This window comes from Pantoea sp. Ep11b, assembly GCF_040783975.1.
In the GTDB taxonomy this organism is placed as follows: Bacteria; Pseudomonadota; Gammaproteobacteria; order Enterobacterales; family Enterobacteriaceae; genus Pantoea.
This window is the reverse complement of sequence record NZ_CP160632.1, coordinates 85,606-104,081: the sequence shown is the minus strand read 5'-3', so window position 1 is coordinate 104,081 and position 18,476 is coordinate 85,606. Positions and strand designations below refer to the sequence as shown.

The window sequence follows — 18,476 nt, the reverse complement described above, 5'->3', positions numbered from 1 at the left end:
CCAGCAGAGGCGAATGCGAAAAACAGGAAAATATCCCGACCTTGCGTGGCGCTTCGCATCGTGACGCGATCGCCTGCCGTTCGTCTTTAATAGTGTGGTATTTTTGCTCCATCACCTCACTAATCCGATTCCCAGGAAGTGACCGCATGTCAACGGACGCGTCTGAAACCCCGCCACAGGTAATCTCGCCCCGCCTCACCTACCGTCCGCTGCGTCAGCAGGACTGGCCTTTCTATCTGGCAGTCAGTCAGGACCGATCGGTGATGCAATACATCAGCGACCCGCGCAGCGCCGAAGAGATCAGAACACACTCTTTTGATGTGCGGCTGCCCGCCTGGTACAGGGGCTGTCCGCACTGGCTGTGTCTGGTGATTGAGGAGAAAACCTCCGGGCTTCCGGTGGGCCTGTGCGGGTTTATCGATCGCGGAGACGGGATAGCTGAGGCGGGTTTTCTGCTGGCCGCAGAGGCGCAGGGTAAAGGCTACGGCAGCGAGTCGCTGCGGGCCACGATCGCCTTCTGCTTTGAGCAGCAGAATTACCGTAAAATGGTCGCCACCGTCACGGCGGGTAACGCGGCATCATGCCGGACCCTGCTGTCGGCCGGTTTTATTCAGGAAGGCACCTTACGGCAGAACTTCTTTCTCGACGGCAGATGGCAGGATGACTGGATCTTCGGCTTGCTGAAAGAGGAATACCGGCCAGCAGCACGCTGATGAGTGGCCAGCGCGCCGCCGTACAGGACGAACCGGTCAGCGTGGCGTGACGCCGTAACCGCTGACAGCAGGCAGCACAGGGGCTTCCTGATCCAGCATCGCCTCAAAGTCCTCTGGCGTCAGTGGCTGACATAACCCATTTCCCTGCATCACGTTGCATCCGGCTGTCGTGACAAAAGCGATCTGATCTTTCTCCTCCACGCCTTCTGCCGCGACCTGAATACCCAGGCTTTTCCCCAGCGCGGTCATGGCGCGAAACATCATCCGCACCCGCATACTGGAATCCAGTTCCAGCGTCAGCGACTTATCGATCTTGAAGCCCGACACAAAGCTGTAGCGCAGCAGATTAAGCGCCCCCAGCGTCCGACCGTAGTGATCGATAACAAAGGAGGCGCCCGTCCGGCGCACGGCCTCCACCTGCGCGGGCATATCCTGCACCAGCACCGCCAGCAGCGGCTCATCCACCTCCAGCTCGACGAAACCGGCATCGCCTCCGGCGCTTTCACGGATCACCGCTTCCAGCGTCTGTCCGGTCAGCTGACGCGGAAACAGGTTGATGCTGACGCGAAGCGCGGGAAAACGCACCTGCCACTGCCGGACCTGAGCCAGCGCACTGCGGATAATCCACTCCCCGAGCGTGACGGAAAGCGGACTCTTCACCAGCATACCGATGAACTCCGCGGGCAACAGCAAGCCGCGCGTCGGATGCTGCCAGCGCACCAGGGTCTCGCAGCCCACGAGTCTGCCGCTTTCCACGTCGTAGCGGGGCTGATAATAAAGCGTGAACTGCTGCTGCCGTACCGCCGTTTCCAGTTCGCGCTCAAAGCGACGACGCTGCTGTTCGGCATCCCGGAATGCGGGCATAAACAGAATGCTGCACCCTTTGCCCGAGGCCTTGGCGCGATAGAGCGCCAGGTCCGCGGCAGACATCACCGAAGAGGGATCGCGGCCATGCTCAGGATAAGAGGCGATGCCAGTGCTGGCTCCCACCACAACGGGTGAGTCGTGGTAACGGAACGGCGTCTGCACGGCCGCAATCAGTTTTTCCGCCATGATTGCCGCTTCGGCGCTGCCACCCGCCAGCAGGATCACAAATTCATCACCGCCCAGACGCGCAGCCGTTACGGCGCTGGTACAGACCGCCCGAATCTGTTCGGCGACGTGACACAGCAGCGCATCCCCGGCGGCATGTCCCAGCGTGTCATTGACCTCCTTGAAGCCATCGAGGTCGGTCATCAGTAGCGTATAGGGCACGCCCGCTTTGGTCAGCTGAGCCACCTGCTCCATAAAGGCGCTGCGGCTGGCGAGTCGCGTCAGCATATCCAGAGAGGCCAGTTCACAGAGTCGCGCTTCACTCTCATAGCGGGCCGTGACATCACGGATAATCATTCCCACCAGCCGCTCGCCCTCTTCATACCAGCCGGAAAAAGAGACCTCGGCCGGAAATTCGCGACCATTCCGGGTCACGCCCCAGATCTGTAACGAGCGCGGCAGAGAGATCGCCGCATCATCCGCGGTGATACGAGCCAGTTCGGTGCGATAATCGGTCTGGCAGCGCGCCGGAATCAGCTCGCTGACGTACTGGCCCCGCATCTCTTCGGCGGTGTAGCCAAACAGCGCCGTCGCGGCCGGATTCCAGAAGATGATGCCGCGCCGCAGGTCGGTGCAGACAATGGCGTCAGGCGAGGTCGATGAGATCGCCTGAAGCCGCTGCTGGCTGGTGTAACGCAGCAATTCCAGACGGTGCATCTCCATGCGATCCATCACCAGGGCGGCGATGTCGGCCAGATGCTGCCGATCCTCCGCCGTCAGCGGCTCACGCGGATGGCTGTCGGTCAGGCAGACGGTGCCAATGTGATGACCATCGGGGGTTGAGAGCGGGATCCCGGCGTAAAAGCGGATAAAGGGATAGCCATGCACCAGCGGACTGTCGCAAAAGCGCGGATCCTTCAGCGTATCGGGCACACAGAGGATGTCGCCTTTCGCCAGCGTATGATTGCAGAAAGCGACGTTACGCGCGGTGCCGGAGATATTCAGACCGTAGCGGGAGGCGAAGAATTGCCGCTTCTCATCAATCAGCGACACAAAGGCGACCGGCACCTTAAACAGGCGCGCGGCCAGCGTGGTGAGGCGGTCCAGCGCATCGGTCGGCGGTGTATCCATCAGATGATACTGTTTGAGTGCGTCGAGGCGAGCGGCCTCGGCATCATGATAAACGGGACGTTTCAACGTCATCTCCCCTCTGATGTTATCTGCTGTGGCCGGCATGACACAGCATAAAGAGGACACGTTCAATCAGACAGGACGGACAGATTGCGCTGCCGACCCGCTGCCGGAAGAAAGGCCCGTCAGTGAGCCCGGCAGCAACAGATTGCCGCACAGAGCCCGATAAAGCTGGTGCCGCCAGAAGCGGACGCCAGTTAACACGTTCTGCCCGGCTGAGAGGTCGCGACGCAGCAGCGCCTGTTTGCGGACCGCGCCAGCCAGAACCGGCCGGGGCATATCAGACGAGCGGGATAATGCGCTTCGTTTAGCTATATATCGGCCTGACATAACTTTACTTCAGCGAAAACAGAGGCTGACGATCCTACTTTTTCGGTTTCGGGACCAGCTCATAGTAGGGATGCTCTCCGGCCAGCAGCATCAGCAGCTCATATTCCCCCTGGCTGAGCAGCGCAGGATTTTTCGATGCTTCTTTGGTCTGCCAGACCCGCTGGCTGAGATCAAACCGCTCTGCCGCAATCTCCTGTGAGAGTCCGGCTGCCTTACGCAGTTCACGCACGTTGTGCTGCACAACGACGGGCTGCTGAAAAATCTGATTTCTCATATGAACGCTCCGCATACGGTGCCCCGATCCGATGGCCGGACAGAAGGATCTGCCTGCAGCCAACATATAAATTTGAGTTAAGTTTTAAATCCCGGGTATTTTTCGTGTCAGGAAAGCGTAAAAAATCAGCAAACGTGCTGGAATTAAGTGAAATTATATTTTCCGTTCTCATCGGACAATTCCTGCCCGGCTTGAATCATTATTTTCATTCTGAATCGCAAAAATGGCTTTGCGATGATCGGCGTCAATAACACTTAAAATAAATGACGCATTTATTCATCTTTAAAATAAGCCGGAAAGCTGGCCGCGATTAATACACGTACGGCCAGCCCGGACTTAATGAGAGGGCGTTCAGGCTAGGCCTGACTGAAGGCGGCCCAGCCACCCGGCTGCTCCACGGGCGCTGCGGGCCTGCTGACCGCAGAAGCAGGCTGTTGTGGCAGGGTAAAACGCGTAATCACGCTTCCCAGCGTTTCGGTCTGTCCACTGAGGCTGCCAGCCGTTGCAGAAACCTGCTGAACCAGCGTCGCATTCTGCTGGGTCACGCGGTCCAGTTCAGCCACGGCCACCGTCACCTGGGCAATCCCCTTACTCTGCTCATCCGATGCCAGCGCAATCTGTCCGATGCGCTCGTTAACACCGCCGACGCCACGCAGCACCGCTTCCATCGTGGTCCCTGCGCTCTCGGCCGCACGCCTGCCGTCATCGACACGCGCGACCGTTTCGGTAATCAGCTCTTCAATCTCTTTAGAGGCGGCCGCGCTGCGCTGCGCCAGTGAACGGACCTCGCTGGCAACCACCGCAAAACCGCGGCCCTGCTCACCCGCACGGGCCGCTTCGACGGCGGCGTTCAGCGCCAGGATATTGGTCTGAAACGCAATGCCGTTGATAGTGGCAGTGAACTGGCGGATTTTTTCTGAGCCCTGCGCAATGCTGGCAATAGCCGTCGCGACTGTCCGGACCAGCGCCACGCCCTCGCGGGTGGTATCCGTGGTGCTGACGGCCAGTTCCCGCGCCTCGCGGGCGTTCTGCGCGTTGTTGCGTACGGTGACGGTGATCTCCTCCATGCTGGCCGCCGTCTGCTCCAGCGCCGCAGCCTGGGTCGAAGTCCGGTCAGAGAGGTCCGCATTGCCTGCAGCAATGTCACCCGCTTCGCGATGAAGGATCGCCGCGTTATCGTGAATGGCACTGACCGTTTCCAGCAGACTGTGCTGCATCTCTTTCACCAGCGGCACCAGCTGACCAACGCAGTTGCGCCCCAGATCTTCAGGTTCACGGGTCAGATCGCCGTCCGCGATTACTTTCAGGTGCGCGCGGATCTTACCTACCGGACGCACCAGATGAACCACCAGATAGCGGTCACAGAACAGCAGCAATGCCACGGACATCAGCAGCGCGGCCAGCAGTGCGCCTTCCAGCTTACGGCGGTCAGCCCTGAGCGGAGCCTGACTTTGTGCCAGCTGCTGCGTCAGCTGATTAAGCTGTTCGCGGGCAGCGGACGGGAAGTCTGCAGGGGCGGCCAGGAGGGTTGTACGCAGACCATCCCATTCAGGGCCAGCCGGCATCGCGGCAATGAGCGCATCTTTCTCGGCCGGGCGGCCGCTCTGCATAACGAGAGCACTCTGCGCCAGCACGCTCAGCTGCTGCGACAGGAGGTCGGCGCGTTCCGTCTGGCGAAAGATATCGCGCACGACCTGGTTGCTGTAACCGCCCGCCAGCGCAATCACGCCGACGGATACGATCATCATCCACAGCACAACGCGGCGAATGGTGAAATGCCTGAGTGAATTCATGAGGGTTTCCCTGATGTTGTTTTGGTGTAGTTAAAAAAGGCAATAATGAGTTTTGTCATCTACTTTAATGCGTTATTATATAGCGCACTATTTTTATGCCTTCTATCCTGGCAGGGTATTTCAGAAATTAAAAGTTTCTGACGACAAAATAATAGAATCGTGATTAGTAAAATATTTCGTTAAAGAAAAAAGCCCTGCTATCCTGGTCAGGAGTGGCGCACAGTGAACTAAAAAAATAAACTGTCAGGGCTATTCCCTTTTTAAGAAATTGCCTGTAGTGATCACGCCATATCATTAAATTTATCTGTTTAATTTCGCTCCGTAACCAGACGGTGCGGAGGGATCCATGCTTACATGTTCAGGCGGCGACGACGATTGCCGCGCGCGCACGCTGAATGCGCTGTTGAGTTACGACGAAAGTCGTGACCAGGTTTTGCGGCAGTTTGTCCGGCTGGCCAGCCAGGCGCTCGGTATTCCGGGGAGTTTTATCTCCGTGCTGGATGATGAGATGCAGTACGTCAGGGCAGCGCATAATTTCACGCTGACGCACTCTTCCCGCCAGGATTCGCTCTGCCGTTACGCCGTAGACAGTGACAGTATCGTGGTGGTGCCTGATACGCTGCTCGACGCACGCTTTGCGGAACATCCGCTGATCCTGGGCGCGCCGTTTATTCGCTTCTATGCCGGCGTGCCGCTGAAGAGCAGCACCGGCCTCATTCTGGGAACGTTGTGCGTCACCGACGTGGCACCTCATCGCTTCGGTAGCGAGCAGGTGGCGATGCTCACCATGCTGGCGGCGCTGGTAATGTCTTTTCTGGAAGCCTGGTATTCGGCGGGCTTTGCCGATCCGGTTACGGGCCTGCCTAACCGTCAGCGTCTGATCCGCGATCTGCAGTTTCTGGCCGCCTCCGGCGACACCACGCCACGGCGGCTGGTTCTGATTGACTGCATCGATATGCCGCGCGCCTATGAGCTTGCGCGCTCAATGGGAATGGGCCCGGTTGAAAGCCTGCTGAAAGATGTTGCCACCCTGCTGCCGCTGCGTCTGCGGCCCGCGCCGGGTGAAATGCTCTACACGGTGGCAACCGGGCGTTTTGCGCTGCTGACACGTCAGGAGAGCAGGATGACGGCCAACTGGGTGGCAGATAAGCTGACGGGGATCAGCGCCGATCTCGGCGACGGACTGTCGGTAGCGCTGGTGACTCACACCGGGGAAGCCGGGTTCAACACCGGGGAACTGCCGCCGCAGGAGATCCTGCGACGTGCCGTCAGCGCCCTGCATGAGGCGATTACCCGTGACGTTCCCTCCATGCTTTTCAGCAAGGATACCGATACCCGCCATACCCAGGATTTCACCCTGATGCATGATCTGGCCGCAGCCATCCGCCAGAATAAAGGGCTATGGCTCGCCTATCAGCCTAAAATCTGTCTGCACAGCGGCAAGCCCATCGGCCTGGAAGCGCTTATCCGCTGGAAACATCCCCAGCACGGCGAACTCTCACCGGCGCAGTTTCTGCCTTTTGCCGGACAAACCGAACTGCTCAGCGAGCTGACAGCCTGGGTGACCGATCAGGCTATCACCCGCCTCGCACGGCTGCGCGACAGTTATATTCAGCTGCCGGTCACCATTAACGTCAGCAGCAGCGATTTTTCCCGCGACGGTTTTGCCGACCAACTGGAGGATCAGATGATCAGAGCGAAGCTGCCGGTTTCGCTGCTGGGCATTGAGTGTCTGGAGACCGAACGGATCCTGGAAAGCCCGGCCGCGATGCAGGGGCTTGAGATGCTGAAACTGCGTGGCTTCGGAATTTCGCTGGATGATTTCGGTACGGGCTACAGTAACATCAGCTATCTGCGACGCATGCCGCTGGACGTGATCAAGCTCGACCGCTCGCTGATCAGCGAGATTTCATCGGATACCGCTTCGCGCGTTATTGCCCGCAGCATAATCGCTATGCTCAAGGATCTGGATTACACAGTGCTGGCCGAAGGCGTGGAGAGTGCGGAAACCGAAACGGCACTGACCGAGTTTGGCTGCGATCAGGCGCAGGGCTTTTTCTATGCCCGACCGTTGCCGGAAATGGCGCTGGATGAGTGGCTCGGCTGGCGACTTCGCAGCAAGTGCTGAGCCCCCTCATCCCCTGAAGCGTTATCAGGCCGGGGCAAAGGCGATGAACCCTTCAGGCCTCGCCATTATCACCCTGTTACGTCCGGCGGCTTTGGCCTTGTAGAGTGCTTCATCGGCACGCCGTATCAGAGACTCACGGTCACTCCCCTCCTCTGTCAGCGAGGCGACCCCAGCAGAGATCGTCATCGTGCCGGCAAACGGAAAGGTCGTGGCGCTGACGGTTTCACGGATACGCTCCGCGATACCGGCGGCGTCAGCCAGGGTGGTGTGTGGCAGCAAAAGAATAAACTCCTCGCCGCCGAACCGGCTGACAACATCGCCTGTGCGACAGGCCTGACGCAGTAACGAAGCCAGCCTGACCAGTGCCGCATCGCCGGCATCATGCCCGTAGAGATCGTTAATCTTTTTAAAATGGTCAATATCAATCGCGATCACGCACTGCTCATGCTGGCTGTCTGAGGCTGTCGCCAGCGCCGTAAAACCGCGCCGGTTGCACAAGCCCGTCAGCGGATCGGTCATCGCCTCGTTATTCAGCGCCGCCAGACGCCGGGCAACGATATAGCGGTACTCCTGCGCGGCCTCTTTCAGCCGATCGGCCTCGTAATACCAGGTTTTCACCGCCGAAAGAGATCCGCTCTGCGGGTCGTTGCCCTCGTTGCGAACCTGGTCCGCCAGCTTTTCGAGGGGCGAGGCGATTCGCCCGGCCAGTGACGCAATAATCGCTGCTGTCAGGGCGATGATGATCAGAATGAACCAGAGGGCATTCTCGGCTGACTTGATCTGAATCGTTCTGACCGTTTCAAAGGAGCCGGTGACAAAGATGTTCCAGCCCGTGCTGCGCAGCGTTCCGTAACCGGTCAGAAAGTCCCGTCCGTCTCGTTCCAGCGTGAAATGGCCGTTCTCGGTCGATGCGAGCTGCTTCTGAAGCGCCGGGCTGAGGGGCATCTTTGTGCCCACGCGCGCCGGATCGTGACTGAAAATAACCAGCCCGTCATTGCTGACCACGCTGACTGTCGACCCTTTGGTATAGAAATGCTGGCTCAGGATGTCACTCAGTATGCTGTGTTTTTTGAGGTAGATCGTCCCGCCCACATAGCCGAGATAATGCCCTTCCGGGCTGAAGAGCGGCTGAGACAGGAACACCACATAATTTCCGGAGGCCGAGGTAAAAGGATTAGAGATAAAGGGCTTTTGCGTCGTAATGGCCTGCTGACTGGCGGGTGAGTCGAGTCTGACCCCCTTCAGATTCAGGCTTTCGGGGGAGATGGCGGTCACGATGGCATGACTGTTAACCACCAGCACCGAGTTGAAAATGCCCGACTGCATCCGCAGCCGCTCGGTTTCCGCTTTCAGCAGTTGCGTGTCGCTGAGCCCCGTGATCTGGGTGGCGCTCCACGCCAGTTCACGCTGTGCTGTCGCCAGATAGCGATCGGTGGTGTCTGCCAGTTTACTGGCATACGCAATGTTGCCTTCCAGCAGGCTCTCTTCGATGTTGGCCTTCTGAAACAGCAGCAGCGCGCCCAGCAGCAGACCCGAGGTCAGTATAACCCCGCCAATTGAAAGTAAAGTCAGCAGTGAGCGAAGACGGATTTTTTCTTGATGCATCAGAGTCGGGGTCCGCATTGAGATTAATCTGAGTGTATCAGCCGCAACCCGATTCAAAGAAGGGAACAGAAGACGATTTACCCCTGATAACGATTTATTGCCCGGTGTTGTCTGCAACCCCGCAGTCCGGCTGAATCAATGGATGACAATGTGCTGAACGCGATAAAACTTAGCCGTGAATAATGAGGGCGAGTTGCGGCGGAATCCGTGGCCTTGTCCACCGCTATTATCAGGGGTACCGATGACAGTACCGGTTTAAGGGGAAAATAGCGGGGCAGCGTTTGCCCCGCTGAACAGACCAGATGAATCAGCTTCAGGAGAGTAAAAGCAGAGATCGCGATAAACGTTCAGATGAGCCTCTGCTAAATACATTACGATAATTAACGCCAGAATGATCGGATATAAGATCGGCTGCTGAGTCTTTTAATAAAATGATAGGGGCAGGTAAATCTTTGTCCATCCCACTCCAGATTAAACCACTGAAACTCATCATCTTTAATTGTATCCAACAGTGTCATTGCCTGCATGGGCGTCTGAAAAGCATAAGCTTTCATTACGCCCTCTTTGGTACATAAATCAATATGAACCATATAACCCCCGGGTGGTAAAAGAACTGAATATTTTATAATTATCTGACGACCCCTAAAGCATAAGCTATTTATTGCCGGCTGATTATCTGATTCCGTCATATTTTCGTAAAAGTTATGCTGACCCGGCATTCTTAATATTTTTGTGCAACTATGCCTTATATCATCAATTAATTTGACCATGCGGAAATAATCCGGCCTGAATCTCAGGAAATAAATCCTGAGTTTATGATCAGCACCATCATCGGGGAGGACTAATCCGCGCGCAGAGCGATATGCTGCCGGGATTTTCATCAGGGCCTGACAGATCGTGCGTCACCGGCACGGGCACGGGCATGAAAGACGCTACCGATGCGTTAGTGATGGTCATAAAGCGCGCACTTCGTTTACACTCTCAGCAGCCACATCTGCCTCTCTGCGCTCCGGCAGAGCCACAGAGAAGCGGGCGATCGCTGACGGCGGCCAAATAAGGACTCGTATGCTGAATTATATGGTGTCGCTTTATCGTACCGTTCCGGTCTCTTCTGCCTGCCTCAGCGACTGGCTGACCCGCTGGCTGGCACAGGAGGCGTTAAGATGTCACGATCATCATTTCTCGGCCGCTTTTCCCTGGCGTGAAACCGGCCTGCCTCAGCACACCTTTCTGCAGCGTGAACTGACGATCAACGGTCAGCGTTATCTCACCGGTCCCCGTTATCTGGGTGGCGACCTCGCCCAGCCTTTTATTGAAGTCGTGGCGCGGGACGGAGAGCTGGATCATACCGTTGCCAGCGCCATCATGCAGGCCTGGCAGCCGCTGAAGCCTCTGAAACTGCGTATTCTGTTACCTGCTTCCATGCCTGATATCGGCATCACAGACCAGCTGATCTTCGGCAGCGAGCCGGCATCATCCTGCGCACCCGGCGATCCGGCACTTTCGCTGGTCAGAGCCAGCCACAGGGATTATCCCGTTTGTATGACGGCGATTAACCGCGCCTACCGCGCCAGCTGGCAGACATTGCCCCATCTGCGCGGACAGCTGCTGGCTACCAGCAGTCAGGAGCTGCGTGACGATATCGCCGGGGGGCATGTCTGTCTGATCGTCTGGCAGGGTAGCGTGGCCGGGCTGATAATCTGTGTGCCGCGGCGGCTGGCATTTATGGAGGGATTCCAGATTATGGATGAGGTGATTACGCCTGCGTATCAGGGCCGCGGGCTGGCCGCGCGTGCTCAGCGCTGCCTGCAGCAGCAGCTTAATCAGTGCTATGACCCGGCGGCACTGCTGACCGGTACGATTCTGCCGGGTAATACCCCTTCTCTGCGCAGCGCGCAGAATGCCGGGCGGCGCTGCCTGCTGAAATATCACTTTTTTACGCCCGCCGATCTGCGCACCGCCCGGCGCGCAATTTAATTGCACGGCGCTTCTGCCCGTGACAGATCAGACGGCCCGGAAAGCCCCTCCGGCAGAATCGGATATGGCATCGGGTTACGCTGGAAACAGCCTGCCAGCATGGCATTCAGAGATGAATTTTTTATGAAAAAACGCAATCTGATTAACGATATAGTGCGATCGTCTGCATCAACGCACTCATTCACATTTTGAAAACAAAATAATCACACTAAGTTATTTTTTCATGCATAAATCAGTGCCAGTTTTCATTAACGGAGCAGGCAGATGACACAATTTGTGGCTGTTTTTCTCTCTTCACTGTTTTTATGCAGCAACGCTTTCGCGGGATCGGTTTCATCCGACGCCATCTCAGCAGCACTGAATGAACGCATGCAGATTATGAAAGCCGTTGCCGGTTATAAAGCCCGGCACCATTTGCCTGTAGAAGATCTGCCTCGTGAGCAGGTTGTGCTGGATAAGATGCTGAGCAACGCGCAGCAGACAGGGCTTGAACCGCAGTCGGTGGCCCCCTTTATTCATGCCCTGATGAACGCCGGTAAAGCGATACAGTACCGCTATCTGGCAGACTGGCTCTCCACGCCTGAAAACGCCCGCGCACCCGCAGACCTGGCGGAAACACGGCAACAGATAGAACGGCTGGATAGAGAACTGCTTAATGCGATCAGCCAGCGTCTGAAGGCGGGCCCGCTGACGGAGCCGGATCGACGCGGGCTGATGGCGGCGCTTGCAGCGCCTCATCTCAGTGAGGCCGATAAAACCAGCCTTGTGACCTCTCTTTCGCGCATCCGGCGCAAAACGGAGTGACGCCATTGACCGGAAAAGCATCTGCCTGCTATCCGCGCAGTCGCAGCGTGGCGGGCAGGACCAGCTGACGCCGGAGGGGTTCCTCACCCGCAATCATCGTGGTCAGCAGAGAAAAACTGGCCTGCGCCAGCTCAGGGACATTCTGCTCTACCGTATCAATCGGGATCGAGAGCGAATCATAGAGATAGTGATCGTCAAAACTGGCAATACGGATGTCGCTGTTCAGCAGGTTATGCTCGCTCATGTAGCGCAGCACCCCCTCAAGCAGGCCACAGGCGGCGGTGAACATCGCTTTCGGCGGGCGTCCCAGCTGGCTGCAGAGCGTGGCAAACATCTCATAGCCGCTGCCGGGATGATAGTTACCCTGGATTATCCACTCCGGCTGCGCTGTCACCCCTGCCCGCGCCAGACCCTGCCTGAATCCGGCCAGACGATCCTGTGTCGGCGAGAGTGCGGACTGACCGCCCAGAAAGTAGATCTCTTCCGGGCAGGCACGAGCCAGCTTTTCAACCAGTTCAGCCGTTGGCGTAACCGAGTCGGTAATGACCCAGGGCAGCTTCGTATTGTTCATATGGCGGTCAAACAGCAGCACCGGCAGCTGTTCGCTGAGGCTGAGATAGTCGCTGTCGCTCAGCATACTGGAGGCGACGATCAGCCCATCAACCTGACGCGACACCAGGTTACTGACCACAACGCGCTCCTGGATGGCATTTTCGTCGGTACAGGCGATCAGCAGCTGCAGGCCCGCCGCGCGGCAGAGATTTTCCAGCGCGTGAGAAAAAGCGGCGAAACCGTGGTTCGTGATCTCCGGCACGACCAGCCCCAGCGTATGACTGCGGGCATCATGCAGCATCCGGGCGTGAATGCTGGGCTGATAGTGATGCTCCCTGGCCAGAGCCAGAACCCGTTCGCGCGTCTCCTTCGCGACCCGTAACTCTTCACCACGGCCGTTGAGCACCAGGCTGGCCGTGGCTTTTGAAACCCCGGCCAGTCCGGCGATGTCACTGATGGTAACGCGTTTTGTTTTTCTCACGACAAGGCATCGGTTAATGAAACAGGCGCTTATTCTACCATGCAGCGACGTAACGACCAGTAGCGCACCTGCAGTTCTGCGTCTCCGTGCAGGGTCAGCCTCGCCGGATGCTCAGGGAAATAGCGGCTGCTCATCACCCCTTCGCCATCATTGATGAAGATCTCAACGCTGGAGTGGTCGCACAGGATCTGCAACCGGCGGGCGGCTCCGGTCCAGTAACGGGTCATCCACTCTCCCGTCACCAGGCTGCGGCGCGTCAGCCGCAGTTCCTCCTGCTGCCACGTCAGGATCAACGTATCCGCGAAGCGGAGTTCGATGCCGCCCTCGCTCTCCAGCATCAGCTCCAGTCGCCGCGCGGCGATCGCGGGCGCGTCACTGGCACGGCCCAGATAGTGCTGCTCCTTTTCCCGCAGCGCCTGCAGCTCGGCGATCGGTTGCTGGCAGAGCCGGCCGTTACGCGAACTCAGCTCGCGTATACAGGTCATCTGATGGATCCACCCCTGCGCAATCGTGGGCTGGGCCATCTCTTCACCATCCGGCGTGCCCATCCAGCCCACCAGCAGACGCCGGCCGTCCGCCGTCAGCGTGGTCTGCGGGGCATAAAATTCAAACCCGGCATCCATCTCATTCAGCGATCCATGCACAAAGGCTGGCTGCGCATAATCCAGCGATCCGCTCAGCCAGGCGCAGGCGTGGCTGTTCAGATAGCGCTTCTCTTCGCGCGCCACGCCCTGCGGGCAGCAGATCAGATAGGTGCTGTCGCCCAGCCTGAACATATCAGGACACTCCCACATGTAGCCCGCGGCTGCCAGCCCGCCCCGTTCGCTGCCCGCAATCTCACCGAGATTCTGCCACGTTCGCAAATCGTCAGAACGCAGCAGCAGCACCCTGCCCTGTCGCTCTGTCGTCTGCGCGGCCAGCACCATGTACCAGCGATCTTCATGCCGCCACACTTTGGGATCGCGAACGTGGCCGGTGTAGCCCTCGGGCACCGCGATGACCGGCCCTAGCTTATCAAAGCCGCCTGCGCTGTTCTGCTGCGCCAGGCACTGCCACGCGGTACGCGAGCCATCCTCAAATTTCACATTACCGGTGTAGATCAGCGTCAGGACACCTTCATCCTCCACTGCGCTGCCGGAGTAGCAGCCGCTGCGGTCATACGCCTCATCCGGCATCAGGGCAAGGGGCTGATGCACCCAGTGCAGCAGATCGGCTGATCGCCAGTGTCCCCAGCATTTGTGCTGATGGGCGCAGCCCAGCGCATTCCACTGGTAAAAGAGATGATACTCACCCCCGGACTGGATAAAGCCATTGGGATCGTTCAGCAGGCCCGTAACCGGTGCCAGATGCCAGCCGGGATAGTGGCTGTCGCTGAGCGCCTTTGGCATCCCCTGCATGACCGCCTGCAGAATGGCGGCCAGACGTGTTGATGAAACCATTATTCTGCATCCGTTTTGTATTTAAGCAGATAAGAGATCACGAACGCGGCCGTGAACGCGATGACGATACCGATAATATAGTTCAGCAGCGATCCGGCCTGGACAATCGCCATACCCGGCAGACCGGTCAGCCCTACCGCCGTCATATAAACATGCACCGAGACGACCCAGGCACCGCCCAGCGCACCGCCCACTAATCCGGCGATAAAGGGTTTCATAAAGCGCAGGTTGATACCAAAAATGGCTGCCTCGGTGATCCCCAGCAGCGCGGAAAATGCCGAGGGCAGTGAGATCGCTTTAATTTTTGCATCGCGGGTTTTAAACCAGACCGCCAGACAGGCACCGCCCTGCGCGACGTTCGCCATCGCCCAGATGGGCAGCAGGAAATTCACCCCAATTGAAGGGTTGCCCAGCAGTCCTGCTTCGATAGCGTGAAAGCTGTGATGCACACCGGTAATCACAATTACCGAGTAAAGTCCGCCAAACACCAGTCCGGCCAGCCAGCCAGCATGCGCAATCAGCGTGCTGAGGACAAACGAGATCCCATCGCCCAGCATCCGGCCGGCCGGGCCGATAATCAGCAGCGCGATAAAGCCGGAGATGATGACCGTCAGGAACGGCGTGAGGATCAGATCCAGCGCATCCGGGATAATCCGGCGCAGCTGCTTTTCCAGCAGGCTCATAAACCACACTGCCAGCAGCACCGGGAACACCGTGCCCTGATAGCCAATCATCGCCACTTCGATGCCGAAGAAGTTCATGGTGTGGAAACCGGCGGCGACACCCCAGGCGTTGGTCAGTGCCGGATGCGTGAGGATCCCGCCCAGGGTCGCGCCCAGAAACGGATTGCCGCCAAACTCACGGGCAGCCGTGAAGCCAATCAGGATCGGCAGGATGATAAAGGCCGCCGAACTGCACATGTCCAGCATGATGTAGAGCGCATTTTCTGGATTGACCCAGCCGTAGGTTTTGACCATTCCCAGCAGGCCCATCAGCAGACCTGACGCCACAATCGCCGGGATAATGGGCACGAAAATATTGGATAACAGGCGGGCGATGCGCTGGAAAGGGTTGAGCTTGCGGGCGGCAATGTCGGCGGCTTCAGATTTGCTCGACTCACTGATGCCTGCCTCGGCAATAAAGGCCGCGTAGACTTTGTTCACCACGCCGGTGCCGAAGATCACCTGCAGCTGTCCGGCGTTGCGGAAACAGCCTTTAACGCCCTCAACGCGGCCAATGGCGGCAGTGTCCGCTTTCTCATCGTCTGCCAGCACCAGCCGCAGGCGCGTGGCACAGTGGGCGGCGCTGGCGATGTTCTCTTTGCCTCCCATCAGCGGCAGGAGTGCCCGGGCGATTTTTACGTAATCCATAGATACCTCAGTCTTGTTATGTTTTTATCCGCATGGCGTAATGGCCCCGGCTGCCGGGGCCGCCTGTTCAGAACCAGGTTTCCATCTGTACGCCGAAGTTCCATTCGCCGCCGGCATCGAAGCCTTTGCTGCCGAATGCATCGTCACTGGCGTAGTTATCCAGCCGGTGATCCCAGTCCATCCAGGTGGCGAAGAGACGGATTTCCGGCCGTTTAAGGAAGTCACCGACATCCCCGGCTTTCAGGGTCGGGGCGACGGTCAGTTTGGTAAAGCTGCCGCTGACCGCGTTGCGGTTGTTGTAACCGGCCGGACGCAGATCCATGTACTGATATGAACCCTCATACTGCATCTCAAAGTTCTGCGTGATCTCCTGAATCAGGCGCAGGTTGACTGTTGCCCAGTCATAACTGTCACCTTTGACATAACGATCGTCACTGCGCTGTGCCAGCAGCGCAGGCGCAATGTGCCAGCCGCCACCCAGCGGCGTGATGCCATAACTCGCCAGACGCCAGGTGTTTGCCTCCGGCAGCAGCGCCCCGTCGGAGCCAATGGATTTCACTTCCGCACCCAGTCCGTGACCATAAAGCAGCGCGGTTTTTGCGGTACCTTCTGTCAGCCCGTAAAAGCTGTCGTTGTGGAGCCCCAGCAGAGCATGGACGCCGGTTTCTGCCGCGTCGCTTTTCACCCTAAGACCGTCAATGTCGCGGCGATCGTCATTATCTTTCGCCCGCATGCCGCTGACCATCAGCTGCACCGGCCCGACAAAGTTATTCAGCGACAGGATGTAGTTCTGCGCGGTGTTCTCATTGTTCTCAATATCACCGAAGGTACGGCCATACAGCGAGAGGTTACTTCGCGCCTGCTCGCCCCATTTCATGTCGTAAATACCGGCGCCGGTTCCGGCCAGGAACACGACATCGGAGTCAATCCAGTGGATATCGAAGTTATCCCGGTCAAAACGCTTACCGGCCCAGACTGTGGCGTTATCGAACGCGCCGCTGAAGGTAGGAAGCTGACCGAGTTCGACAAACGCCTGGCGCAGATTGAGATCGCTGCTGGCAGCGGTCCAGTCATTGTAGGTGCGCTGCCCGTCCGCCAGCATCGCTTTGAAGCGGGTAGTCGCTCCATTGTCCAGCGTCTGTTTATGCTCCAGGTTAAGTTCAACGTAGGTGTCCGGTTCGTTACCCAGCCGTCCTACATGACCGCCGGTTTCCCCGGCAGGGGTAACGGTTGGCCCGCCCTGTGTCCGGGCAGCCGAGCTGTTCATCAGCAGACCAGAACGGGCATAGCCGTGAAATTCGAAGCCCCCGTTATCCGCAGGCGTCGGTTCCGGTTTCGCGCTGTTCTTTGCGACCTGAGCGGCAGCCGCCTGATTCTGCTGCTGTACTGCCGCCAGCTGCTGAGCCTGCTTTTCAGCATTCTCAGCACGGGTTTCTGCGGCACTCGCCCGCTGCTCGGCAGCCTGGAGTCGCTGCTCCATGGCCGCCAGGCGAGCTTCAATGCTGCTCATGCTGGGATCGGCCCAGACAGATGTGGAAAGGAGAAGGGCAGAGAGGGTCACTGCCAGCGTGCTTTTTTTCATTTTTATGTCCCCGAGGAGAGTGGCTATCATCACCAGCTTTTGCTAAACCGGTTTAGGCGCAAATCATAGCCACGGGTAATTTCCCTTCGCAACGAAAATAGCTAAACCGGTTTAGTGATTGTGAGACAGCTCGCAAAACAGGGGCAATAAATGACCGTCAGCCAGCCAGATCGTCCAATTGGTGAAGCCAGGGAAGCGCCGTCATCGCCCCTTTAGCCGTGGTCGCCAGGGCACCACAGTGCTGTGCGCTGGCAAGACAGCGCGCTAACTGCGATTCGTCGGCTGGCAGCCCGTGCTGCGCCAGCTTCCAGAGCAGCCCCGCGACAAAAGCATCCCCAGCACCTGTGGTATCAACGCTGGTAACCGGCGAAGTCGTGTAATGCTTTATCTGGTCCTGAAAACAGGCGATGACCCCTTCCCTGCCCCGGGTGACCAGCAGCAATTTAAGGCCAAACTGCGCCGCCAGCTGCGGCATGCTGACTGACGGCTCCCGATCCGGGCAGAGAAACGCCAGCTCATCGTCCGACAGCTTCACGACGTCGGCAAAGCTCAGCGCCTCACTGACCACCGCACGCAGCTGCGCCGGATCGGGCCAGAGATCCTGGCGCAGATTTAAATCGAAGCTGACATGACCGCCTGCTGACCGGATCTGCTGCATCGCCGTCAGGGTTGTGCTGCGCGAAGGCTCAGCGGCCAGGGCGATCGAACAGCAGTGCAGCCACTCGCCGGAACGGAAAGCAGGCAAATCCGCAGCCGCGAGGAACAGATCGGCACTGGGCCGGACCATAAAGGTAAAGGAGCGTTCACCCTGCTCATCCAGACCGACCACGACCGTTGAGGTACGGTGCTCCGGATCGGCCACCATATAGCGGGTATCGACCTGCTCTTCACGGAGCGTCTGCCGCATGAACTCACCAAAGGGATCGGCCCCTACCCGGCCGATGAAACCGCTGTTTCCCTGAAGACGGGCGATCCCCACCGCCACATTGGCGGGCGCACCGCCCGGACACTGCATCAGGCGACCCGGCGTTTCGGGCAGTAAATCCACCACGGCATCACCGAGGCACCATACGCGAACGGACATAACACACTCCTCTGATTAAACCTGAAAGCTAAACCGTTTTAGCTATAGCGTCAAACGGCGGTAACTTCAAGTTAAACCCCACTGATCTGGAGCCTGGTTAACAGAGTTTTGCAGGAATAAT

Annotated in this window: 14 protein-coding genes; 4 read left to right on the top strand and 10 right to left on the bottom strand. The window is 58.2% G+C overall.

Annotated elements, in window-relative coordinates; genetic code table 11:
* Positions 1-146: 146 nt before the first annotated feature.
* Positions 147-713, top strand: a complete 567-nt coding sequence (locus AB1748_RS18730; protein ID WP_111138355.1) for a GNAT family N-acetyltransferase — start codon at positions 147-149, stop codon at positions 711-713.
* A 36-nt stretch (positions 714-749) separates the two neighbouring features.
* On the opposite strand, the gene AB1748_RS18725 is transcribed toward AB1748_RS18730, so the two are convergent.
* From AB1748_RS18725 to AB1748_RS18715, 3 genes are all read right to left on the bottom strand, one after another.
* Positions 750-2,876 carry an EAL domain-containing protein gene (locus AB1748_RS18725; protein ID WP_111138354.1) on the bottom strand — a complete coding sequence of 709 codons (2,127 nt, stop codon included), beginning with the start codon at positions 2,874-2,876 and terminating at the stop codon, positions 750-752.
* Between the two features lie 424 nt (positions 2,877-3,300).
* On the bottom strand, positions 3,301-3,540 hold the full coding sequence (locus AB1748_RS18720) for a transcriptional regulator (protein ID WP_111138353.1): 240 nt from the start codon (positions 3,538-3,540) through the stop codon (positions 3,301-3,303).
* A 356-nt stretch (positions 3,541-3,896) separates the two neighbouring features.
* Positions 3,897-5,333: a methyl-accepting chemotaxis protein gene (locus AB1748_RS18715; RefSeq protein ID WP_048783329.1), complete on the bottom strand. Its 1,437-nt coding sequence runs from the start codon at positions 5,331-5,333 to the stop codon at positions 3,897-3,899.
* A 346-nt stretch (positions 5,334-5,679) separates the two neighbouring features.
* Between AB1748_RS18715 and AB1748_RS18710 the strand changes: the two genes are divergently transcribed.
* The gene (locus AB1748_RS18710) at positions 5,680-7,461 is read left to right on the top strand and encodes an EAL domain-containing protein (protein WP_367396367.1); all 1,782 of its coding nucleotides are present in this window, start codon (positions 5,680-5,682) and stop codon (positions 7,459-7,461) included.
* A gap of 24 nt (positions 7,462-7,485) precedes the next feature.
* On the opposite strand, the gene AB1748_RS18705 is transcribed toward AB1748_RS18710, so the two are convergent.
* Complete coding sequence (locus tag AB1748_RS18705) at positions 7,486-9,066, bottom strand: diguanylate cyclase (protein WP_367396366.1); 1,581 nt, start codon at positions 9,064-9,066, stop codon at positions 7,486-7,488.
* A 380-nt stretch (positions 9,067-9,446) separates the two neighbouring features.
* Positions 9,447-9,947, bottom strand: coding sequence for a hypothetical protein (locus AB1748_RS18700; RefSeq protein WP_367396365.1), 501 nt, complete (start codon positions 9,945-9,947; stop codon positions 9,447-9,449).
* A 184-nt stretch (positions 9,948-10,131) separates the two neighbouring features.
* Between AB1748_RS18700 and AB1748_RS18695 the strand changes: the two genes are divergently transcribed.
* Both AB1748_RS18695 and AB1748_RS18690 read left to right on the top strand, forming a co-directional pair.
* The gene (locus AB1748_RS18695) at positions 10,132-11,043 is read left to right on the top strand and encodes an N-acetyltransferase (RefSeq protein ID WP_111138350.1); all 912 of its coding nucleotides are present in this window, start codon (positions 10,132-10,134) and stop codon (positions 11,041-11,043) included.
* Positions 11,044-11,307: 264 nt separating this feature from the next.
* The gene (locus tag AB1748_RS18690) at positions 11,308-11,847 is read left to right on the top strand and encodes a chorismate mutase (RefSeq protein WP_111138349.1); all 540 of its coding nucleotides are present in this window, start codon (positions 11,308-11,310) and stop codon (positions 11,845-11,847) included.
* 28 nt (positions 11,848-11,875) lie between these two features.
* On the opposite strand, the gene AB1748_RS18685 is transcribed toward AB1748_RS18690, so the two are convergent.
* The 5 genes from AB1748_RS18685 to AB1748_RS18665 all read right to left on the bottom strand — a co-directional run bounded on the left by AB1748_RS18685 (position 11,876) and on the right by AB1748_RS18665 (position 18,355).
* Positions 11,876-12,880: a substrate-binding domain-containing protein gene (locus tag AB1748_RS18685; RefSeq protein ID WP_367396364.1), complete on the bottom strand. Its 1,005-nt coding sequence runs from the start codon at positions 12,878-12,880 to the stop codon at positions 11,876-11,878.
* 29 nt (positions 12,881-12,909) lie between these two features.
* Positions 12,910-14,319 carry a sucrose-6-phosphate hydrolase gene (locus AB1748_RS18680; RefSeq protein WP_111138347.1) on the bottom strand — a complete coding sequence of 470 codons (1,410 nt, stop codon included), beginning with the start codon at positions 14,317-14,319 and terminating at the stop codon, positions 12,910-12,912.
* Positions 14,319-15,689 (bottom strand): sucrose-specific PTS transporter subunit IIBC, encoded by a 1,371-nt coding sequence (locus AB1748_RS18675; RefSeq protein ID WP_367396363.1) that lies wholly within the window; start codon positions 15,687-15,689, stop codon positions 14,319-14,321. Before AB1748_RS18675 ends, AB1748_RS18680 begins: the two co-directional genes overlap by 1 nt.
* 67 nt (positions 15,690-15,756) lie before the next feature.
* Entirely contained in the window at positions 15,757-17,271 is a 1,515-nt protein-coding gene (locus AB1748_RS18670; protein ID WP_367396362.1) for a carbohydrate porin, read from the bottom strand.
* A gap of 157 nt (positions 17,272-17,428) precedes the next feature.
* Complete coding sequence (locus AB1748_RS18665; protein WP_111138344.1) at positions 17,429-18,355, bottom strand: aminoimidazole riboside kinase; 927 nt, start codon at positions 18,353-18,355, stop codon at positions 17,429-17,431.
* Between the last annotated feature and the right edge of the window lie 121 nt (positions 18,356-18,476).

Excerpts from the sequence above, each read along its gene's own strand:
- AB1748_RS18730 (WP_111138355.1), top strand. The coding sequence starts at position 147 with ATGTCAACGGACGCGTCTGAAACCCCGCCACAGGTAATCTCGCCCCGC.
- AB1748_RS18725 (WP_111138354.1), bottom strand. The coding sequence starts at position 2,876 with ATGGATACACCGCCGACCGATGCGCTGGACCGCCTCACCACGCTGGCC.
- AB1748_RS18720 (WP_111138353.1), bottom strand. The coding sequence starts at position 3,540 with ATGAGAAATCAGATTTTTCAGCAGCCCGTCGTTGTGCAGCACAACGTG.
- AB1748_RS18715 (WP_048783329.1), bottom strand. The coding sequence starts at position 5,333 with ATGAATTCACTCAGGCATTTCACCATTCGCCGCGTTGTGCTGTGGATG.
- AB1748_RS18710 (WP_367396367.1), top strand. The coding sequence starts at position 5,680 with ATGCTTACATGTTCAGGCGGCGACGACGATTGCCGCGCGCGCACGCTG.
- AB1748_RS18705 (WP_367396366.1), bottom strand. The coding sequence starts at position 9,066 with ATGCATCAAGAAAAAATCCGTCTTCGCTCACTGCTGACTTTACTTTCA.
- AB1748_RS18700 (WP_367396365.1), bottom strand. The coding sequence starts at position 9,947 with ATGAAAATCCCGGCAGCATATCGCTCTGCGCGCGGATTAGTCCTCCCC.
- AB1748_RS18695 (WP_111138350.1), top strand. The coding sequence starts at position 10,132 with ATGCTGAATTATATGGTGTCGCTTTATCGTACCGTTCCGGTCTCTTCT.
- AB1748_RS18690 (WP_111138349.1), top strand. The coding sequence starts at position 11,308 with ATGACACAATTTGTGGCTGTTTTTCTCTCTTCACTGTTTTTATGCAGC.
- AB1748_RS18680 (WP_111138347.1), bottom strand. The coding sequence starts at position 14,319 with ATGGTTTCATCAACACGTCTGGCCGCCATTCTGCAGGCGGTCATGCAG.
- AB1748_RS18675 (WP_367396363.1), bottom strand. The coding sequence starts at position 15,689 with ATGGATTACGTAAAAATCGCCCGGGCACTCCTGCCGCTGATGGGAGGC.
- AB1748_RS18670 (WP_367396362.1), bottom strand. The coding sequence starts at position 17,271 with ATGAAAAAAAGCACGCTGGCAGTGACCCTCTCTGCCCTTCTCCTTTCC.
- AB1748_RS18665 (WP_111138344.1), bottom strand. The coding sequence starts at position 18,355 with ATGTCCGTTCGCGTATGGTGCCTCGGTGATGCCGTGGTGGATTTACTG.